This window comes from Barnesiella sp. (genome assembly GCF_022723415.1).
Taxonomy (GTDB): Bacteria; Bacteroidota; Bacteroidia; order Bacteroidales; family Barnesiellaceae; genus Barnesiella; species Barnesiella intestinihominis.
The window spans coordinates 1-15,724 of sequence record NZ_JAIJHU010000001.1; the positions used below are offsets into that span (position 1 = coordinate 1).

A 15,724-nucleotide genomic window follows, 5' to 3' on the forward strand; every position below is an offset into this window, starting at 1 on the left:
ACGCCTTAGCTAAGGCGTCCAATCTCGTTTTTACCGATGGACGTTACGGTGCTACATGCGAACTTCGGTTAAAAGGACGTGTGTTGGTTTTGTTGAAACCTTCGACCTATATGAATTTGAGCGGAAATGCGGTTCGGTACTGGTTGCAAAAAGAAAATATACCGGTGGAGAATATGCTTGTCGTCGTAGACGATTTGGCTTTGCCGTTCGGTACATTGAGATTGAAACCCAAAGGCAGCGATGCCGGTCATAATGGATTGAAACATATTTGCGAAATATTGGGTACACAATGCTATGCCCGTCTTCGATTCGGTATAGGGAATGATTTTCCGCGGGGAGGACAAGTAGAGTTCGTTTTAGGATCTTTTCCTCCGGAAGAGGAGAAGCAACTCCCCGAAAAGTTGGAACGAGCCGGCGAGATTATCAAGAGTTTTTGTTTAGCCGGCGTGCAGCAAACTATGAATCAATATAACAATAAATAGCAGATATGGCGAAAGACGAGGTAAGAATTGATAAATTCATGTGGGCTACCCGCATTTTTAAAACTCGTACCATAGCGACCGAAGCCTGTAAAAAGGGAAGGGTGATGCTCGACGGAGTTGCGGTGAAACCTTCCAGAATGATCAAAGTTGGCGATGTCATACAAGTGAGAAAACCGCCTGTAACATATTCTTTTCGAGTTTTGGCTCTCTCTGAAAATCGTATGGGGGCAAAATTAGTTCCCGGGTATTTGGAGAATATCACTCCGCCGGAACAATACGAATTGCTCGAAATGGTGCGTATAGGAGGTTTTGTCAATCGCCAAAAAGGATTGGGACGACCGACGAAAAGAGACGGTCGTCAAATGAAGCAATTCCTCGAATCGGAGTATGCCGATGATGGATTCGATTTTGATTTCGATTTCGAAGATGACGACTTGGACGAATAGGGGATAGCGGAATGTATTTTCCGTTGTGTAGAGTCGAATATTTAAATTTTCTAAAAAAGAAAGGATTGTATAACTCCTCTGAAATAATCTCCCTTACCTTTGTCTGCAAGATTAAGTCTTATGTGGGCGAAAAAACTGAAAATACTATTCGTTTGTTTGGCCGGTTGTCTGGCTGTTTTTTCGACGGTGATTCCTCATCACCATCATGAGAATGGTATGATCTGCTGGGTAATCGATGCCGCAGAGTCGGGAGATACCCATTCGTCCGATGTCCCCGAAAAGGCTGGCGATTGCAGCGGTTGTAGTTGGTTTGCATATAAGGCTCCGGTCGATACAGTTTCTTTAAATCAATATCTTACATTAAAGTTTGCCCCGGTAAAAATTTTGTTGGGGACGTGGGCTATGTTGTCCGATTTCGTTATCGACAGTTTGGAGGTATCTCCCTGTTTCGGTATTTACATCGAGCGGCTGCATACATTTACTTTTCTTAAAACGTTGGGGCTGCGGGCTCCTCCCGTCGCATAGGTATAAATATCTCTTAATTCCATAAGAGAAAATTCGTTCGGTATTTTTGTATCCGAACCGATAACTATTATTTATTCCATAATTAATTATACCTATGAAACGAAATATTATATTCTCAATTCTTTTCACTTATATATTCTGGGGGTGTTCGGGTTCGTCTTCTTCTCATGGTGATGAACATGAGCATCAACATAGCGATCATATAGAAGCTCATGATCATAATCACGACGAACACGAAGGTCATGACCATGAAGCCGAAGAACATAGCGACGAGATAATTTTGAAAAAAGCCGAGGCCGAAGCCATAGGTTTAACGACCAAGACTATCCGTCCCGAAAAATTTCACGGCGTTATTTCTTGCTCGGGAACTTTATTGGCTGCACAGGGAGATGAAGTAACCGTTGTTTCGCCGGTTGCCGGTGTGGTTTCATTGGCCGGTAAACATATTACCGATGGTAGTTCGGTCGCCAAAGGCAGTGTGTTGTTGAATGTTTCTGCCGAGAAGATGGCTACCGGAGATCCGGCTAAACGGGCTTATATCGATTACGAAACTGCTCGCAAGACCTATGAGCGTGCTCAGGAGTTGGTAAAGGATCAGATTATTTCCCGACAGGAATACGAACAGATATATAAAGACTATGAGACGGCGAAATTGGCTTATGAAGCCATTGGTGGAGGAAAGTCGGGCAGTGCCGTGAAAGCCCCTATGGGAGGTTATTTGAAAAATATCATGGTGAAAGACGGTGATTTTGTAGAGATGGGACAACCGCTGATGACCCTTTCGCAAAATAAACGTTTACAATTGCGGGCCGAAGTTCCTCAACGTTATTATAAGGAATTGCCAGCGGTTGTTTCGGCCAATTTCAAGACACCTTATGACGACCGGGTGTATGAGCTTTCTCGGTTGAACGGGCGATTGTTGAGTTTCGGAAAGGGAACTTTGGCGGGAGGTGCTTATATCCCCGTGGTTTTCGAATTGGACAATAAGGGCGAGATAGTTCCCGGAGCCTACATAGAAGTCTTTTTGTTGACGGCATCGATCGATAATGCGATCGTGGTTCCTGTTTCGGCACTAACCGAGGAACAAGGGCTCTATTTCGTCTATTTGCGTTTGGACGAAGAAGGGTATAAAAAGCAAGAAGTTACAGTCGGAAATTCCGATGGCGAGAATGTGAGAATATTGTCCGGTTTGCACGAAGGCGACCAAGTTGTTACACGGGGTGTCTATCAGGTAAAACTCGCCGCCAATAGTGGAGTGATTCCCGAAGGCCATTCGCACAACCACTAATACATTACAGCCATGTTGAATAAAATTATCCGATATTCTTTGAACAATCGGCTGCTGATTTTAGTGGCATCTGTATTGTTACTTTTTGCGGGATTGTACACATCTATGAAAATGGACGTCGATGTCTTTCCCGATTTGAATGCTCCTACGGTAGTCGTCATGACCGAGGCTCCGGGTATGGCGCCCGAGGAGGTGGAACGGTTGGTGACCTTCCCCGTAGAAACCGCATTGAACGGAGCGACCGATGTGCGTAGGGTACGTTCCTCCTCGACGACCGGGTTTTCGGTGGTTTGGGTGGAATTCGATTGGGGAACCGATATTTATCGGGCACGGCAGATTACTTCCGAGAAATTGGCTGTCGTGGGTGAAAGTTTGCCCGAGGGAGTGGGAACTCCCACATTAGGCCCTCAATCCTCTATTCTTGGCGAGATGATGATTATCGGTCTGACGTCCGATTCTACATCTTTGAGAGATTTGCGCACGTTGGCCGATTGGACTATCCGTCCCCGCTTGCTTTCTATCGGCGGTGTGGCTCAGGTTACGGTTATCGGCGGCGAGATGAAGGAATACCAGATTCTTTTGGACTTGCCCCGTATGAAACAGTACGGTGTCACATTGGACGAGGTTCTCAATGCTGCTCGTGAGATGAACCGGAATGCCAACGGAGGTATTTTGTATGAATATGGCAATGAATACATTGTACGGGGAGCTGTCGCTACGACCGACGTCGATGCGATTGCCAAAGCCGTGGTAAAACGGGTCGATGGCGTTCCTGTGTTGATGGGCGACGTTGCCGAGGTGAAGATAGGAGACAAAGCCCCTAAATTGGGTACGGCTTCGGTTCGGGCCAATCCTGCCGTTTTGCTGACAGTTACCAAGCAGCCCAATACGAGTACTCTCGACCTCACGGAAAAACTGCTTTCTTCGATGGACGAGTTACAGAAAAATATGCCGGCCGATGTCACGGTTTCGACCGATATATTCCGTCAGTCTCATTTTATCGAAAGTTCCATAAACAATGTACAAAAGTCCTTATACGAAGGGGCTATATTCGTAGTGATCGTTCTGTTTTTCTTCTTGATGAATGTGCGTACGACGCTCATTTCGTTGGTCGCTTTGCCGTTGTCTTTACTATTCTCTATATTGGCGCTCCATTTTATGGGGTTGACCATCAATACGATGAGCCTCGGTGGTATGGCCATAGCCATAGGATCTTTGGTCGATGATGCCATTGTCGATGTGGAGAATGTATATAAACATCTGCGGGAGAATCGACTGTTGCCACCGGGACAACGAAAGCCGATTGTCGAAGTCGTGTTCGAAGCCTCGCGCGAGGTGCGTATGCCTATTCTCAATTCTACATTAATCATTATTGTCACTTTTATTCCGCTCTTTTTCCTGACCGGCATGGAAGGCCGCATGCTCGTGCCTCTCGGTATTGCTTTTATCGTCGCGTTGTTTGCATCGACTGTCGTTGCATTGACGTTGACGCCGGTACTGTGCAGCTATCTGTTGGGCAAAGGAAAGACCGATAAGGATATTAGTCGTGAACCGTTTGTCGCCCGTACTTTGAAAAAATATTATGGGCAAGCTTTGGAGTGGGCGCTGCGTCACCGTACCGGTGTGCTGGGCGGGACTATCGCCCTGTTTGTGGCTGCCATGATTACCTTTTTCACGTTGGGACGTAGTTTCTTGCCTCCTTTTAATGAGGGTTCGTTTACAATCAACGTGAGCACTTTGCCCGGTATCTCGTTGGAGGAATCGGACAATATCGGTCGTCGGGCAGAAGAACTTCTACTTGAAGTTCCCGAGATACAGACTGTCGCCCGGAAGACGGGACGTGCCGAACTCGATGAACATGCTTTGGGCGTAAATACCTCCGAGATAGAAGCCCCCTTTGTATTGGGAGACCGTTCGCATGCCGAGGTCGTTGCCGATGTACGCAAAAAACTGTCGGTGATTCCGGGGGTGAATATCGAGATTGGACAACCCATTTCTCACCGTATCGACGCTATGCTTTCCGGTACTCAGGCACGTATTGCCATTAAACTTTTCGGCGATGATTTGAACCGCATGTTTATGTTGGGCAATCAGATTAAGAAGAATATTTCGGCAATCGATGGAGTGGTCGATTTGAATGTGGAGCAACAAATCGAACGCCCGCAATTGAAAATCACTCCGCGCAGGGAAATGCTTGCTCGTTATGGCGTATCGCTGTCCGAGTTCGCCGAATTTATCGATGTCGCATTGGCTGGCGAGGTTGTGTCGCAGGTGTACGAAGGAAGCCGCACATTCGATTTGACGGTAAAAGTAAAAGACGATGAACGTTCTTCGGCGGCCAAGATAGGAGATTTGATGGTCGATACCCAGGACGGGAAAGTTCCGTTGAGTTATTTGGCGGAAATCAAGTCCGCCACGGGGCCCAATACGATTAATAGGGAGAATGTGAAACGTAAGATTGTCATATCGGCCAATGTCAGCGACCGCGATTTGCGTAGTGTAGTGGACGATATAAGGGAACGTATCGATGAAACCGTGGTGCTCCCCGAAGGTTATTTCATCGAGTATGGAGGACAGTTTGAAAGCGAGGCGGCAGCTTCTCGTACGCTTTCGTTCGTTTCGCTTTTTTCTTTGCTGGTTGTATTCTTGTTGTTATACAATCAGTTCCGAAGCGTATCGCAGTCGGCGGTCATCTTGCTGAATCTTCCGTTGGCACTTATCGGAGGCGTGTTTATCTTGCGTTTTACGACCGGAGAGATAAGCATACCAGCTATTATCGGATTTATTTCTCTTTTCGGAATCGCCACGCGTAACGGTATGTTGTTGGTTTCGCACTATAATACGATGCTGTCCGAAGGTAATTCGTTGCACGATACCATTTTAAGAGGCTCGCTCGACCGGTTGAACCCCATATTGATGACGGCACTCACATCGGCTCTTGCACTCATTCCTTTGGCTTTGGGTGGCGATTTGCCGGGGAATGAAATACAAAGCCCTATGGCAAAAGTCATTTTAGGAGGATTGATAACTTCGACTTTCCTCAATGCTTTTGTCGTTCCGGTCGTTTATTGGATTATGAACCGTAAAAAAGAAAATCGATGAGAAATAGCTTTTTATGTCTTTTTGTATTCGCTGTTGCGAATATGGGAGCACAAAATAATATGGCGGATATATTGGCTTCTATCGAAACGAATAATCCCGAATTGAAAGCCGGAGCTCAAATCGTTTTGAGTCAGAAAGCCGAAGTATCTTCACAGAACACATTGGAAGACCCTAACTTCGAGTTCGAGCATTTATGGGGAGCCGACAATGCCAAAGACCGCAAGTACGATATTTCGGTTTCCCAGTCGTTCGATTTTCCTTCGCTATATGTTCAGCGGAATAAAATAGGGAATTTGAAACGTACTTTGTACGATGGGCAGCAGGCTGTTTTGCGACAACAAATATTGTTGCAGGCAAAGGAGCTGTGTTTGCAGGTGATCTATTTGAATCGTTGTATTCGGTTGGGAAACGAGAGGCAAGCTGCCGCCGACGAGTTGGTCAAACTATATCGTGAACGGCTGACCTCTGGCGATGCCAATATTCTGGACGTGAATAAAATCGAAATCGAGCAGTTGAATATCACGACGAGCAATATACAACGCCGGAATGAGCTGGCCGCTTGTCTGGCGCAGTTGCAGGCGTTGAATGGCGGTGAGCCGTTGAACTTGGCGGAGTCGGCTCTGACGGAATATTCCGATAGGGAGTTGCCGGCATCGTTCGATGACTTGAAAGAACAGGCGTTGCAATCCGATCCCGAATTACAAATGTTGCGGCAGGAAAACCAGATCGCCGGTAAGGAGATCTCTCTCAACCGGGCAGGCTGGTTGCCGAAGTTCGAGCTGGGCTATCGTCATGCCTACGAATTGGGCGAGCGTTTTAATGGATTGTCCGTGGGTGTTTCCATTCCTTTGTTTGCCAATCGCAAGAAAGTGAAGATAGCCAAAGCACAAGCGGTGGCCGGTTCTTTCACCGTTAATAACAAGGAGTTGCAGACGTTGGCGGTGTTGCAGTCTTCCTATAACGAAGCGGTTGCATTGAAAGATAATCGGGAGAGATATGAGCTGTTGACTCGGCAGAATAATTTTGAATTGTTACAGAAGGCTTTGGCATCCGGCAAGATCTCGATGGTGGAGTACTTGGTAGATGCTACGCAACTTTATGAAGCTTTTGAGAATAAACTCTCTTTGGAATATGAGTATCAGTTGCGATTGGCTCGTATGTATAAATTCGAATTATAGGCTTTTCGGAAGATTAGGTTAGAGATGCTTTCGGGGTTCGACTGAATCCCGAAAGCATTTTTTTGTTTTACGGGATATGGTGGTGTCGGGTTATCGCATGTAGACGGATATTAGGCGTAGAGGTAACGGCAGATTCTCTTTCCCGGTGAGAGCGTGGGAAGGAAACTTCGTCAAGGTGATATAAGACAGATGCTTCCGAAGAGCCGGGATAACATTTTGTCGGAGATTCTCATGGTCCCCGGACAAGGAAAGTTCGTCTTCCCCGGCATGGAATCCCAATTGTTTCCAAGCGTTTAATAGATAATATATACCGTCGTTGATATGGCGTATGCGAAAGCTGTTGGATAGCAGGAAGCCCTGTTGGTTGAAACAAAACAAATCGATATGGTCGGTTTCCCAGTGAACATACATTTTAGACGTATATCCCAATCGGCTTTTTCTGAAAAAGTATTCGCACGCCGGAGCCAGCCTGTGTAGCAGTACGGGGCGGTCCAACGTGCGTTTCACGAAAGACGACAGCTCTGTGTTCAGGTCGAAAAGTATTTTCGCTCCCGTTTGAGGTAGGTCGGCCGAAATCAAAGTTCCTTCGCTGTCTGGAAAACAAAAATCGAAATAGAGAGGATTGTCCTCCGTCGAAGCGAATTCGTCTGGGATAAAGATAAACCGAGGAGAGTCGGCTATGAAAAAGACTTTCTCGAACGGACGAGTCAATATGGGTTGGGAGAAAACAGCCTCTTCGATAGAAGGAACTCCCTTTTCTGAGGTCAGCGGTAAACGTTCCGTTACGATTTCATCACGATTCTCCGTGTGTTGTAATAAAATATACAGATACGAACCGTCGGCATACATCGCCAAGATGTATTTGTGACTCTCTTTTATCGGTCGGTTCAGTGCCTCTATCGGTTCCATCGTCAATTTGTTTTAACTGTCTTTGTGCAAACAGAGCAAGGTATCTCCGGGTTTAGCCTCTTCCCCTGTGTTTTGCAAGGCAAAATATAGGAGAGGCGGCACGTAGTGCAAAGGGTCGGGTGGTTGGAAATAACCGTCGTTTGCCTTCGTATTTGTTGCAAATATAGTGAAAGGAGAGCGCAGAGGCAAGCGAAAATTACATTTTCGGCTTGACTATACCGAACCGCCTCCGATATTCTACAAATATAGTGAAAGGAGAGCGCTGAGGTAAATGAAAATTGTATATTCGGCTTGACTATGCCTGCAAAAATACTCTGGTATTTTATCCTATACAAATGTAGGTAAAGAAACCGGGAAACGTTATTTTTGCAGTATGCTTTAACCGATTGCACATGATTACCGACCTGCTTGTCCAACAGATAGAAAGTTGTTTGCCGTACGAACCGAATCGCGAACAGAGTGAGTTGTTGCAGCAGCTAGCCGCTTTTGTCCTCGACGGACGGGACGACTCGTTGTTCCTGCTACGGGGATATGCGGGAACTGGTAAAACCTCACTGGTGGGAGCTTTGGTCAAAGCCTTGACACAGTTACAGAGCAAGGTGGTATTGCTGGCTCCTACGGGGCGTGCGGCTAAGGTGTTTTCTCGGTATGCTCGTCACCCGGCCTATACGATTCATCGGAGGATATACCGGCAAAAGAGCTATTCGCCCGATATGGAAGGATTTCTTATTGGGGAAAATCTGGCGAAACACACGCTGTTTATTGTCGACGAGGCCTCCATGATTGCCAACTCGGTGGGTGAAGGGGCGGTTTACGGTTCCGGGAGGCTGCTCGACGATTTGGTCGAGTATGTCTATTCAGGCGAGCATTGTCGGTTGATTTTGTTGGGCGATACTGCACAGCTGCTTCCGGTGGGTCAGGAGCGTAGTCCGGCTTTGGATGCCGCCGTTATGGGCGGTTACGGATTGAATGTCGTGGAATATGAATTGCGGGAGGTCGCTCGGCAGGCTGCCGAATCGGGAATCCTCTATAATGCCACCCGTTTGCGGGAATGTATGGAAGAGATGCCATTGCCCCGACCCTGCTTGCGGGTGAATGGGTTTCCCGATGTCGAGGCTCTTAGCGGAGAGTATTTGGTAGAACGTATATCCGACTCTTACGACCGTGTCGGACTCGACGAAACGATTGTCGTTACCCGTTCCAATAAACGGGCCAATATATTCAATCAGGGGATTCGCAACCAGATACTCTATCGGGAAGAGGAACTTACCGCAGGCGATCTGTTGTTGGTCGCCAAGAATAACTATTTCTGGGGAAAGGACTATAAAGAGGTCGATTTCATCGCTAACGGCGATGTGGCCCGTGTCGTGCGAGTACTTAAACGTACCGATATGTATGGTTTCCGCTTTGCCGATGTACAACTTTATTTCCCTGATTTGGAAGTCGAGATGGAAGTTAAGATCCTATTGGATACCCTTACCAGTGAGTCCCCTTCTCTGACAAGGGAACAGCAGGAGACTCTTTTTGCGCAAGTCTTGGCCGACTATTATGACGTTACGACAAAGAGAGAAAAAATGAAACGGCTGAAAACCGATCCGTGGTTCAACGCTTTGCAAGTAAAATATGCCTATGGGGTAACTTGTCACAAAGCGCAAGGCGGTCAGTGGAAACATGTCTATGTCGATATGGGATATATCCCTCAGGGTGCGGTTTCGCTCGATTTCTATCGTTGGCTTTATACGGCTTTCACCCGGGCGACCGAGAAGATATGGCTGGTCAATATGAGCGAAGAGTTTCGGGAGCCGTCTTTATAATACAGGGCTCAATAACCTCATGATAGACTCTATCCCTTTTTGATAGAGGGGACGGTGTCGCCAATAGTGTTGGATAATGCGACGACATTGTTGCTGGTCCTCCAAGAAAATACGTTTCATTTCACTGTTGACCTCTCGGTCATAAATGAAAGCGTTGGCTTCGAAATTGTGTTCGAAGCTGCGGAAGTCGAAGTTGGTAGAGCCTACCGAACATAGCTCGTCGTCTATGATGATCGTCTTGGAATGAAGTATGCCCGGTTGGTAAAAGTAAACTTTTACCCCGGCGCGTAACATTTCCGTTATGTAAGAAAACGATGCAAAACGCAACACCGTCGAGTCCGACCGTTCCGGTATCATTAGCCGCACGTCCACTTTGGCGAGAGCTGCGGTTTGCAAGGCTTTCACCAAACTTTCGGTAGGCAGGAAATAAGGCGTTTGTATATATACGTTTTTTTTAGCATTGGTAATCGCTTTCAAGAAAAGCATGGCGATGTTCGACCATTCCCCTATGGGGCCGCCCGGAGCGATTTGTATGCCGCTTTTCCCTTTGTCTGCTACCGGTGGAAAAAATCGGGAATCCGAAAGAACCTCTTTGCATTCGTAGCTCCAATCGACGGCGAACAACAATTGTAATCCTCTTACCGCAGGCCCCTCGATACGCAAATGTGTGTCGCGCCACGTTCCCCATTTGGTTCCTTCGACATAGCGGTCGGCGATATTCATGCCTCCTATGTAGCCTATTTTTCCATCGATGACCGTTATTTTGCGGTGGTTCCGGTAATTGATTCGGCTGGCGAGTTGGGGAAATGTGATTTCAAGGAAAGGACGTACGGCGATTCCCGCATCCTGCATCTCTTTGAAAAAACGTTTTTTCACCGACCAACAACCCACATCGTCGTATAGGATTCTTATTTGTATGCCTCGGCGGGCGCATCGAAGCAAAACCTCCTTGACTCGGTTGCCGAGTTTATCGTCCTCGAAGATGTAATATTGGATATGGATATACTCTTGGGCAATCTCCAAATCTTGCAGGTAGTGTTTGAATTTGTCTTCTCCCGAAGTGAATATCTTCACGTGGCTTCCCGAATAGTACGGTACACTGCACAAACTGTGGCACAATCTTATCTCTTGCTTGCTCTCCTCGCTCAGTGGAAGACTGTCGATATTGACGATCGAATGATAATCCCGCTTTCGTAATTTCCTCTTTATGCGTCGGGAAACCATTCTTTTCGCCTTGAAATTCTGCCCGAAAAAAATATAGAAAACCAACCCTACGATGGGAAGAAATGCCAATACGAGTACCCATGCCAAACTTTTTACCGGATTGCGATTCTCTGTGATGATTATCACGATCGTACCCAGTATGGTAATGGCATATATCGTATAGACCACGATGTATACCCAGTCGTCGATAGGCGGTAATAGGGCGAGTGTCAACATTCCGAAAGCTAAATTAGAAAAAAAATCTGAAAAAAGCAAATAGGATAGTTGTTTCTTGAAAAAATCGTGAGGAGGGAGAGAACTGTAAGAAATGTGAATGGGACGAGTGAAATTTGGAAGGAATCGTTCGTAGATATAAATCTTTCCCTATTTTTGTGTGAAATGCGGAAATGGGAGGTAGCTCGGTAGAAAAATAGGGCGAGTTCTTTTTTCTCCACTCTCCTTTCTCTATTTTTGTAGTCTCATTTGAATAGCCGAAGTGAAGAATAAAAAGCAAGGGAATAATTCCTCTAAATACAAAGACGGGCATGTGGTTGCTCTGTTGGTGCTCTCTCTCGTTTTTCTGTTTCTCCTGACTCAGTTGCCTGTTTTGGAGTGGGGTGGATTCGCGACAAAACCTGTCGATCTCTTTTCCGATATCCGTGTCGATGAGCAAGATTTGGATTTGCCGGGCGATGCAGAGTGGCAGGAGGAGGGAATGGAGTGGTTGAACGAGGGGGTGGATTCTCTTTCCTCTGTGGAGAAAGATGAGCCGCAGGATCGGCAAGTCGTGCCCGATACGATAAGGGTACAAGAAACAGCCGACACTCTTCTCGTAACGAATATTTCGTCCGATACGGCAGAGGTCGGGAATCTTCCCCGACGGGACGGCGATGTGGTTTTGTTCGAAGATTTCTCGCCGGGGAAAAATGGTTTGTCTCATCTTCTCTCGTCCTTGAAGGAACGAGCCTCATTGGGACGTCCCGTGCGTTTGGCATTTTTGGGCGATTCGTTTATCGAGGCCGATATATTCACGCAAGACGTGCGAAGTTTGTTGCAATCCCGGTATGGTGGGAGTGGTGTGGGATACGTGTCTATGCATTCCGATTTTCCCGGATTTCGTCGATCGGTCATACAGTCGGGCGAAGGTTGGGAAGTGCATAGTGTATTGAAACCCAAAGAAGTCGACTGGAAAGTCATGACTTTGCAGCAGCAGTATTTCGTACCGTTGGAGGGTGCTACGGCTCAATACAGAGGAACTGCGAAAATAGAACATGCCGATAGTTGGGCACTGTCTCGTTTCGTATTTATCGCCCGGCAGGATTGCTCGGTCGAGTTGAAAATAGCCGATGGCGAATGGCAGGTTTTTCCCGTTGCGGGTTCTCATGAGATTCAATCTTTGGCGGTAGAGGGGCAAACCCCACGTTTTCAAGTAAGGGTGGGAAATACGCCGGGATTTGCAGCCATAGGCGTGTGGCTGGACGATGTGCAGGGCATTGCTGTCGATAATATATCGACCCGTGGTTATTCGGGTCTTTCGCTCGGGGCGTTGTCCCGGGAAAGGGCGATTCAGATGGACAGTATCGTTCCCTACGATGCCATTGTGTTGCAATACGGACTGAATGTGATGACTCCCGAAATTTTGCATTACGGGTCTTATGCCCGTAAGATGACAGAGGTTGTTCGTCACTTGCGGGAGTGTTATCCGCATACCGATATTATATTGATGGGAGTAGGTGATCGCAGTCGCAAAGCGAACGGGGCTTTCGTTACGATGCCGGCGGTAGTCGCTCTTTCCGAAGCGCAACGTCGTGCGGCACGAAGTGCTGGTGTCGTTTTTTGGGATACATACGAGGCGATGGGAGGGCACAACGGAATGCTCGATTATGTCGCTAACGGACAGGCGAATAAAGACTATACGCACATTAACCATAAAGGCGGTAAACGATTGGCGACCGAGTTTGTCAAGTCGTTGGAGTATGAAATGAATCGGGAAGGCTTATGAAATTTCGTTTGTCGGTAATAGGGTTTTTCTTCGTTGTCGCAGTGCTGGCAGTGCAACTTTGTGCACAGCTGACAGGCGACACGGTTACTGTACCCTCTTTTTTGAAAAAAGAGAAAAACGTTATCGAGTTTAACGATGCCGATTGGTCGGCTCTGTTCGATGGAATGGTACGGTTGCAGAACGACACGGATACTGTTCCTCGGGTAGTGGCGATGGTTCATATCGGCGATTCGCATGTTCAGGCAGGGTTTCTCACCGAGGCTGTCCGATTACCGTTGCAGCGAAGGTTCGGGGATGCAGGGCGTGGGTTGGTCGTTCCTTTGAAGTTAGCGAAGACCAATGAACCGAGAGATTATTCGGTCGTGGCGGACGGAAGTTGGAATTTTTCTCGTTGTGTAGGGCGGAAGTATAGTAACTATACACCGGGAGTAGGCGGTATAGCTATTGTACCCCGTAACGGTCGCATTGATTTGACGGTTTCCACGCTTAGTAAGACCGATGACTGTGCAGGTTTCAAGAAAGTTCGTTTGTTCCATGCGCCGGTTGACTCTTTTCCGGGAGTAATTTCAGAACCCTTTTTGGTGGAGGGTGAAACCCGATTACCTTTTTTGACCCATTTTTCGTGGGAGGAGTCCGTGTGTAGTGTTCATCTTACGGGAGAAGCCGTCTCGAAAGAGACGCCTTTGGCCATTTATGGAGCGAGCCTTGAAACCGGTGAGAGCGGAATTCTTTACCACACTATCGGCAACAACGGGGCTTTTTACAGTAGTTATGCTGCCATTCCCGGCTTTTCCGAGCAAGTGGCAGCACTCTCGCCGTCGCTTATTGTTTTGTCGTTGGGTACGAATGAGTCGTTTTCCACCTCTTTGACCCGCGACGAGTTATATAAACAGATCGATACCGTCGTTTCGTCTTTGCGAAAAGATTGTCCGCAGGCTCAAATTTTGCTGACTACTCCGGCCGAATGTGCTCGGCGTCGGGTGCGTCGCGTAAATAAAAAACGTAGAGTTTATTATACGCCGAATGCTCGGGTAAAACTCGTTCGGGAAACGATTCGTTCCTATGCGGTGGAGCATCGGCTGGCTTGTTGGGATTGGTACGAAATTGCCGGAGGCGAAGGTTCGTCCTCGCAATGGCGGAAGGCCGGGTTCATGGCCTATGACCGTACCCATTGCACCGAGACGGGCTATCGGGTGCAGGGCGAAATGTTGTATCGTGCTCTTATGAAAGCTTATCAGGAATATGTGGATAGAGTGGCTCAATAATATAAAGACCGGTGCGATCTCCTTTTGGGAAAGTATCGACGTATCGAAAGTCGTGGATTTATTCGTTTATGACGGGCAGAATCCGCTCATGTTCAATACCGGATTGTTTCTGTTTCTTTTCGTCGGATTTATCTGGATATACAGGTTGTTGGCGAGGCGCGATACTTTGCGTATCTACTTCGTGATACTTTTTTCTCTCTATTTCTATTATAAATCGAGTGGGCTGTGTTTCCTGTTGTTGCTTTTCGTCGCCCTTTCGGACTATTCGTTGGGGCGGCTTTTAGGTTGGGTTTCGTGGAAATGGATGCGTCGATTTTTCGTTTTGATGAGCATGGCGGTCAATTTGGGCATGCTCTGTTATTTCAAATACACCAACTTGTTACTGGGTACGATTGCCGATTTCACCCGTGAGCCTTTCGAGCCGTTGGATATTGTGTTGCCCATCGGTATCTCTTTTTTCACTTTCCGTTCGTTGAGCTATATTATAGATGTGTATCGGCGGCAAATGTCCCCGGTGACGAATTTGAGAGATTATGTTTTTTACCTCTCGTTCTTCCCTCCGTTGGCGGCGGGTCCCGTAGTTCGGGCGAAAGACTTTGTCCCTCAGATACACCGTCCGTTGGAGATTACACCTATGCTGTTGGGTGAAGGTCTTTTTCTCGTCATGTGCGGATTGATTAAAAAGGTGGTTATCTCCGACTACATTAGTGTCAATTTCGTAGACCGCATTTTCGACAATCCCATGCTCTATACTGGGTTCGAGAATCTTATGGGTGTCTATGGCTATACCTTGCAGATATACTGTGATTTTTCGGGTTATTCCGATATGGCTATCGGCATAGCCTTGCTTATGGGGTATCGTTTTAAAATCAATTTCGATTCTCCCTATAAGTCGGGTTCTATTACCGAGTTCTGGCGTCGCTGGCATATCTCTTTGTCGAGTTGGTTGCGAGACTATCTCTATATATCTTTGGGCGGGAATCGTCGAGGCAAAGTCCGTACCTATTTCAATTTGTTCATAACTATGGTGCTGGGTGGACTTTGGCATGGAGCTTCGTGGCTTTTTGTGATATGGGGTGCTTGGCATGGCGTTTTGTTGATTGTCCATAAAGTTTACCGGCGTATATTCCCTGTGGCGAAAGACGATCGCCCGGGTATTATCCGCCATTTCTTTCATGTTTTGCTCACGTTCCATGTTGTGGCCGCCGGCTGGATATTCTTTCGGTCGCCTTCTCTTGATGTTGCCGGACAGATATTAACCCAGATATTCACCAACTTCCGTCCCGAAGCCATTCCCTCCTTCGTGTCGGGATACGCCGTTATATTCGTGGCTTTGGTAGTCGGTTATCTGCTCCATTTTGCCCCGCATCGCTGGTCGCAGTGGCTGCAACGCGAGCTTTCGTGGTCGCCGCTGGTAGTTAAGGCAGCTATTCTGGCGCTGGTACTCTTCTTTGTTTTGCAGGTGCGTTCGAGCGAACTGGTTCCTTTCATTTACTCCCAGTTTTGAACA

At 47.2% G+C, this 15,724-nt stretch carries 12 protein-coding genes; 10 read left to right on the plus strand and 2 right to left on the minus strand.

What is annotated here, in order from left to right; all coding sequences use genetic code 11:
* The 6 genes from pth to QVD32_RS00030 all read left to right on the plus strand — a co-directional run.
* Positions 1–482, plus strand: a 482-nt coding sequence (gene pth, locus QVD32_RS00005) for an aminoacyl-tRNA hydrolase (protein WP_287709945.1), incomplete at its 5' end; no start/stop codon positions are given.
* 5 nt (positions 483–487) lie between these two features.
* Complete coding sequence (locus QVD32_RS00010; protein ID WP_021890916.1) at positions 488–928, plus strand: RNA-binding S4 domain-containing protein; 441 nt, start codon at positions 488–490, stop codon at positions 926–928.
* 120 nt (positions 929–1,048) lie between these two features.
* Positions 1,049–1,453: a DUF6769 family protein gene (locus QVD32_RS00015; RefSeq protein ID WP_021890915.1), complete on the plus strand. Its 405-nt coding sequence runs from the start codon at positions 1,049–1,051 to the stop codon at positions 1,451–1,453.
* 94 nt (positions 1,454–1,547) lie between these two features.
* Positions 1,548–2,741 (plus strand): efflux RND transporter periplasmic adaptor subunit, encoded by a 1,194-nt coding sequence (locus tag QVD32_RS00020; RefSeq protein ID WP_021890914.1) that lies wholly within the window; start codon positions 1,548–1,550, stop codon positions 2,739–2,741.
* Positions 2,742–2,753: 12 nt separating this feature from the next.
* Positions 2,754–5,843, plus strand: coding sequence for an efflux RND transporter permease subunit (locus tag QVD32_RS00025; protein WP_021890913.1), 3,090 nt, complete (start codon positions 2,754–2,756; stop codon positions 5,841–5,843).
* A complete protein-coding gene (locus tag QVD32_RS00030) occupies positions 5,840–7,021 on the plus strand; it encodes a TolC family protein (RefSeq protein WP_021890912.1) in 1,182 nt (393 codons plus the stop codon). The genes QVD32_RS00025 and QVD32_RS00030 overlap by 4 nt, the downstream gene beginning before the upstream one ends.
* A 90-nt stretch (positions 7,022–7,111) precedes the next feature.
* On the opposite strand, the gene QVD32_RS00035 is transcribed toward QVD32_RS00030, so the two are convergent.
* Positions 7,112–7,930 (minus strand): DUF3822 family protein, encoded by an 819-nt coding sequence (locus tag QVD32_RS00035; protein WP_021890911.1) that lies wholly within the window; start codon positions 7,928–7,930, stop codon positions 7,112–7,114.
* 392 nt (positions 7,931–8,322) lie between these two features.
* Between QVD32_RS00035 and QVD32_RS00040 the strand changes: the two genes are divergently transcribed.
* Positions 8,323–9,744: an ATP-dependent DNA helicase gene (locus QVD32_RS00040; protein ID WP_021890910.1), complete on the plus strand. Its 1,422-nt coding sequence runs from the start codon at positions 8,323–8,325 to the stop codon at positions 9,742–9,744.
* Here QVD32_RS00040 and cls read toward each other — a convergent pair.
* On the minus strand, positions 9,739–11,184 hold the full coding sequence (gene cls / locus QVD32_RS00045) for a cardiolipin synthase (RefSeq protein WP_021890909.1): 1,446 nt from the start codon (positions 11,182–11,184) through the stop codon (positions 9,739–9,741). The two genes, QVD32_RS00040 and cls, sit on opposite strands and share 6 nt — an antisense overlap.
* A gap of 259 nt (positions 11,185–11,443) precedes the next feature.
* Here cls and QVD32_RS00050 point away from each other — a divergent pair, with 259 nt between their 5' ends.
* Genes QVD32_RS00050 through QVD32_RS00060 form a run of 3 tightly spaced genes read left to right on the plus strand, consistent with a single transcriptional unit; the run spans position 11,444 to position 15,721 of the window.
* On the plus strand, positions 11,444–12,949 hold the full coding sequence (locus QVD32_RS00050; RefSeq protein WP_046412349.1) for a GDSL-type esterase/lipase family protein: 1,506 nt from the start codon (positions 11,444–11,446) through the stop codon (positions 12,947–12,949).
* Positions 12,946–14,214, plus strand: a complete 1,269-nt coding sequence (locus tag QVD32_RS00055; RefSeq protein ID WP_021890907.1) for a GDSL-type esterase/lipase family protein — start codon at positions 12,946–12,948, stop codon at positions 14,212–14,214. Before QVD32_RS00050 ends, QVD32_RS00055 begins: the two co-directional genes overlap by 4 nt.
* A complete protein-coding gene (locus tag QVD32_RS00060) occupies positions 14,192–15,721 on the plus strand; it encodes an MBOAT family O-acyltransferase (protein ID WP_021890906.1) in 1,530 nt (509 codons plus the stop codon). Before QVD32_RS00055 ends, QVD32_RS00060 begins: the two co-directional genes overlap by 23 nt.
* Positions 15,722–15,724: the final 3 nt, after the last annotated feature.

What these genes read in the sequence shown, in the direction of transcription:
- QVD32_RS00010 (WP_021890916.1), top strand. Translation starts at nt 488, where the DNA reads ATGGCGAAAGACGAGGTAAGAATTGATAAATTCATGTGGGCTACCCGC.
- QVD32_RS00015 (WP_021890915.1), top strand. Translation starts at nt 1,049, where the DNA reads ATGTGGGCGAAAAAACTGAAAATACTATTCGTTTGTTTGGCCGGTTGT.
- QVD32_RS00020 (WP_021890914.1), top strand. Translation starts at nt 1,548, where the DNA reads ATGAAACGAAATATTATATTCTCAATTCTTTTCACTTATATATTCTGG.
- QVD32_RS00025 (WP_021890913.1), top strand. Translation starts at nt 2,754, where the DNA reads ATGTTGAATAAAATTATCCGATATTCTTTGAACAATCGGCTGCTGATT.
- QVD32_RS00030 (WP_021890912.1), top strand. Translation starts at nt 5,840, where the DNA reads ATGAGAAATAGCTTTTTATGTCTTTTTGTATTCGCTGTTGCGAATATG.
- QVD32_RS00035 (WP_021890911.1), bottom strand. Translation starts at nt 7,930, where the DNA reads ATGGAACCGATAGAGGCACTGAACCGACCGATAAAAGAGAGTCACAAA.
- QVD32_RS00040 (WP_021890910.1), top strand. Translation starts at nt 8,323, where the DNA reads ATGATTACCGACCTGCTTGTCCAACAGATAGAAAGTTGTTTGCCGTAC.
- cls (WP_021890909.1), bottom strand. Translation starts at nt 11,184, where the DNA reads ATGTTGACACTCGCCCTATTACCGCCTATCGACGACTGGGTATACATC.
- QVD32_RS00055 (WP_021890907.1), top strand. Translation starts at nt 12,946, where the DNA reads ATGAAATTTCGTTTGTCGGTAATAGGGTTTTTCTTCGTTGTCGCAGTG.
- QVD32_RS00060 (WP_021890906.1), top strand. Translation starts at nt 14,192, where the DNA reads ATGTGGATAGAGTGGCTCAATAATATAAAGACCGGTGCGATCTCCTTT.